Source organism: Yersinia aldovae ATCC 35236 (assembly GCF_000173735.1).
Taxonomy (GTDB): domain Bacteria; phylum Pseudomonadota; class Gammaproteobacteria; order Enterobacterales; family Enterobacteriaceae; genus Yersinia; species Yersinia aldovae.
Map to the genome: position 1 here is coordinate 1 of NZ_ACCB01000076.1, position 4,472 is coordinate 4,472.

A 4,472-nucleotide genomic window follows, 5' to 3' on the forward strand; every position below is an offset into this window, starting at 1 on the left:
CTTCGCGCAATGAAGAAAGCAATCGGCGAAGCGTGAAAGTTAAATTGTTAGATGCATCTTCAATAAGTTCTGGTAGTTGCTGCTGAAGGCGCTGGATCCCGACAGGAATAATGAGACCATATTCAGCGAGCAGAGAACGAAGCTGGTTAGCCAGCGCGGTTCTCTGCTCAACCATCAGTTGGCGGGTATTCCGCAGTGCTTTGATATCCTGCTGTTCTGTGGTTTTGACTGGTACAAAGTGAATGCCTGGGCGGCATGCTGTTTCGCAAATTGCCAGCGCATCGTTTGCATCGTTCTTCTGGCTTCTGACAAACGCTTTCACATGCTGGGCAGGGATAAGTCTTACGCTATATCCCATAGAACTGAGTGTTCGCCCCCAGAAATGAGAGGTTGAACAGGCCTCCATCGCAATTAAAGTACCCGGTTCAAACTGACGAAGCGTATCCAGCAATTTCTGACGCGATATTTTTCTGTTCCAGGCAACGGAGCCATCAACCATCCAGACACATACTTGGAAAACAGATTTGGCGATATCGATACCAACAACTCTGATCTTGTTCATGTGATGTTACTCCCAGATTAATGCAGTCAGTAAAAGTATGGCACCGGCTACCGTGGAGAGGGGTGTCCATCACATCACTACAATGCGGCCAGTGTGCCGCCTACGGGCGCGTGGGGCATGTAATGAGTTTTGTGTGGGGGATGGCACAAAGGAAAAAATAAGAGGTGTTGGGTAGAATAATAGAAAGGAAGAGCTACTTATTACATGAGTTATTCAAAGGATGACCGTAAACAGTCATCTCATTGATTTTAAATATATTTATTAGGCATTATTTTACATGATACAAAAAATACAATCACAATTGTTACTAATGTCAGCTTACCAAAGTGATTAGGAATGAATTCTAAATAGAAAGCTGCGAGTAAAACGATAACAATAAATGGGATCGTCGAAAACAATATATTATATAATATCCTTCTCATTACCTTGCCATGCTATTAAGTATATTCACAATTTCGTCAAAGCTTAAATTGGAGTTCGAACGTATTTTCTTCATGGTTTTAGAAATAACCGGATCGATATATACATAAAGCATCTCTATATTATTTATTCGTAGTAAATTGTAATACCCAGGGTCAATGACTTGTAATTTTCTGGCTGCCATGGCGGATTTTTGAACTTTGCCATATAAATCAGCGGCATTAATTAAAAACAAACCTTTTTTATTTATTTCCGCTCGAACAATATTCGATACAGAGAATGACCCAACAACTGTTTTAGCTATAGAGTAAGCCATTGATTTTTTTGTAGCCATTGAAACTGCGAGATTGGCACCCACATGGGATGAGTGATAAGCAGAACTCCGCGCATTCTCACGCGGCGTATGTTTATCAAGAACATACTCGACATAAAGCTTTATCATGTCAAAGATAACATCAGATCTTTTGTGTATCTCTGATATTGCCTTTATTATTCTTGCATCCTCAGCCTTTATCTCCTGACATTCACTCGCATACTTTTCAAAAAACAAGATGTATACCAACTGGCTCTCTCTACGCCACTGTATACACTCTCGATTGTTCCCTTGGCAGAACTCATGGTCACTTTTATCCCACGATCTAGTGAGAGTGATAACATCCTATCTGCATTTAGTTTTTCTTTTAAATAAATAGAAGCATTCATTAACTAGCACTCCATTGATTGTTAATAATCGTGTACTATACGTTATAATTATGGATTTTAAATACTACAAAGGAGCTGTATGATGCGATTGGCTAAAGTTGGGACTTTTCTTGTTTTATTTATTATCTTGACCTTTCTTATTCCAGAAGTGTTGGTCTTGGTATTGTCAAGTGATCAGTTTGGCGATGCGATCAGCTATTTTAACTTTCTTAATACGAATATTCTAATAGCGCTCTATTATGAAATGGTTATTCTTGCTCTTATTCTGTCATATCTAATGACAAAAGTGATTTTTCATTTAATGAGAAAAGATAAATAACCTGGATAGGTATAACTATTTGGCGATATGCTCCAGTCTGGGTTTTCATGTCCATTACCGCCTTATAGGAATATTGTGCAATCAGTCCCAAAGTTGCTGGGGTTGTATGGTGACTTCTTGCATCCCCACCGGGTAACCGTATGGTAAAATTGACCCGATATAGTGACTAGTACTTCTTCACTTCGCCCGTAGTAGCCGCTAGACAGGGTATCAACAGTGTTGCATTGCTGGGCGAATATTGTTAATTGCCCAAGTCATATCACAGTGCAGGTTATCAATCGTGAAGTTTAGTGAATCGGCCTGTCTCCCTCCGGTACGTACCATGATAGAAAGATAACTATTGAGCATTTCGTCTTTCTGAAATCCATTCCTGAACTTCGATAGCGAAAGTTTCCGGTGCCTTACGAAATGTTTTCCGTGCCAGATCCAGAATCGTGTGGCGTGCCAGCTCTTCTTCCATTCTTTGCTGGGCACTGTCCATCACCGCTCGTATCCCACAAGGTCCATCGCACACCCAGGCGGGGAGTTTTTCTTCAAAGATAGCCAAACGCTGACGGATTTCTTTGCATTTAAAAATACCCTTTTGACCATCAACAGCCTGAATGACATCCAGCATAGTGATCAACGCCGAAGGCCGTGCCAGCCGGAAACCGCCCCCTTTCCCCTCACTACTGACAACCAAACCGGCGTGTGAAAGTCGGGTGAAAATTTTCGCCAGATAATCATAAGGGACTCCCTGCAAATCCGCCATTTCCCGGACATTCATTTCACGGTCGTCGCCATTAATATCGACCATACAAACCAGACTGTGAATGCCATATTCAACACCAGAACTGTAAAACGCCATGATAAACTCCGTTAATTTTTATCTTAGTCATTATACATATATAGAAATTTACTGATAGTTAGTGTTTCATTTCTCTTGTCTTGGTATTTTAATTTTCATTTTTTTCAATTGATTATAGGTTTGTTTTTATAACCACCTACTTAACTACGAAATAAATTGTCGCAGATAAATGCGACAAGTATAGTTGTAGTTGATCGAGGTTAAAGACCTGATAATCAAAAGTGGAACATATGAACAAAAAAATTCTTATTCTCGGTAGTGGCTTCGCAGGCATGTGGGCGGCAATAAGTGCAGCCCGTTTAGTCCATTTAAATAATGGTCAGAATATCGATATCACGGTACTGGCTCCACAACCTGAGTTGCGTGTACGGCCAAGATTTTATGAAAACAATGTCGCGTCGCTGGTTTCGCCACTTGAGCCATTATTTGCGGCTACTGGCGTGAGATTCATGGCGGAAAGCGTTTATAAAATTGATATAAAAGAGAAAATTGTTTGGTATAAAGATGCTCAAGGCGAAACGGTGCTCATTACTTATGACCGCCTGATACTGGCTACCGGTAGTATAGCGAGACGGGCACCAGTGACGGGTGTGGATAAATATACTTTCGATATTGATCAGCTGGAATCGGCTCAGCTGTTTGAAAAACATCTGTCTTCACTGGTCAAAATGGAACCGACAGAAGCACGTAATACTGTCGTAGTGTGTGGTGGTGGTTTTACAGGTATTGAGCTGGCGACTGAGTTGCCATCGCGGCTTAGTGCTTTGTTTGGTATAGATTCTAAGATTAAGGTAATCGTAGTTGAAAGAGGAGGTACCATTGGCGGTCGATACAGTGAGGCGTTGCGTGATGTCATCAAACAAGCCTCAGAAGAGTTGGGTATTGAGTGGCGTTTAAATGCGGAGGTGGCATCTATTGATGAGACAGGCGTGATGCTGAAAGATGGCAATCACATTGCCACGTCAACCGTTGTTTGGACTGCTGGCGTACAGGCCAATTCACTGACTGAACAGTTTTCTACTCAACGTGATAATCAGGGGCGTTTATATGTCGATGAAAATCTTCAGATTCTCGGTATACCTGATGTCTATGCCACAGGCGATGTCGCGTATGCAGCAAGCGATGACGTAGGTAATATCGCACTAATGACTTGCCAGCACGCGATCCAATTAGGGAAGTTTGCTGGAAATAATGCTGCTGCAAGCGTGATGGCTTTAACCCCTATTCCTTATCGTCAGGTGAACTACGTTACCTGTCTTGATCTGGGTAGTTGGGGCGCTGTTTATACCGAAGGCTGGGATCAGAAAGTGAAGTCGGTTCGCAATGAAGCGAAGAAAATAAAGATAGCCATCACCAATGAGCTGATCTACCCACCAAAAGCCGAACGTGATATTGCTTTTGCAGCAGCGGATCCTTTGGCTAAGTTTGTCTAGTCAACTCACTGCGCTATTACTGCGTAGACGGGAGCGAAATACTCCCGTCTTTTCTTCTATCCCAAACACTTTCAGCCGTTAGACACTTTAATGCGTTGGGAAGTCAGAAATTGTCGAGCAACGGTAACCTACGACAGCAAAATTAATACCGGTTTCAACAATATCTCTACGGTGGTATGTCAATTATGC

At 41.9% G+C, this 4,472-nt stretch carries 4 protein-coding genes; 1 reads left to right on the forward strand and 3 read right to left on the reverse strand.

Features of this window, described 5'->3' with window-relative positions; genetic code table 11:
* The 3 genes from YALDO0001_RS18990 to YALDO0001_RS19005 all read right to left on the reverse strand — a co-directional run.
* The coding region (locus YALDO0001_RS18990; RefSeq protein ID WP_004705575.1) for an IS110 family RNA-guided transposase at window positions 1–562 on the reverse strand (562 nt) is incomplete at its 3' end.
* Window positions 563–983: 421 nt separating this feature from the next.
* Window positions 984–1,532 (reverse strand): hypothetical protein, encoded by a 549-nt coding sequence (locus YALDO0001_RS18995; RefSeq protein ID WP_231585801.1) that lies wholly within the window; start codon window positions 1,530–1,532, stop codon window positions 984–986.
* A gap of 808 nt (window positions 1,533–2,340) precedes the next feature.
* Window positions 2,341–2,850 (reverse strand): RrF2 family transcriptional regulator, encoded by a 510-nt coding sequence (locus tag YALDO0001_RS19005; RefSeq protein ID WP_004705579.1) that lies wholly within the window; start codon window positions 2,848–2,850, stop codon window positions 2,341–2,343.
* Window positions 2,851–3,080: 230 nt separating this feature from the next.
* Between YALDO0001_RS19005 and YALDO0001_RS19010 the strand changes: the two genes are divergently transcribed.
* Window positions 3,081–4,283: an NAD(P)/FAD-dependent oxidoreductase gene (locus YALDO0001_RS19010; protein ID WP_004705580.1), complete on the forward strand. Its 1,203-nt coding sequence runs from the start codon at window positions 3,081–3,083 to the stop codon at window positions 4,281–4,283.
* The last annotated feature ends 189 nt before the right edge of the window (window positions 4,284–4,472 follow it).

Coding starts and splice junctions, on each gene's coding strand:
- YALDO0001_RS19005 (WP_004705579.1), bottom strand. CDS start 2,850: ATGGCGTTTTACAGTTCTGGTGTTGAATATGGCATTCACAGTCTGGTT.
- YALDO0001_RS19010 (WP_004705580.1), top strand. CDS start 3,081: ATGAACAAAAAAATTCTTATTCTCGGTAGTGGCTTCGCAGGCATGTGG.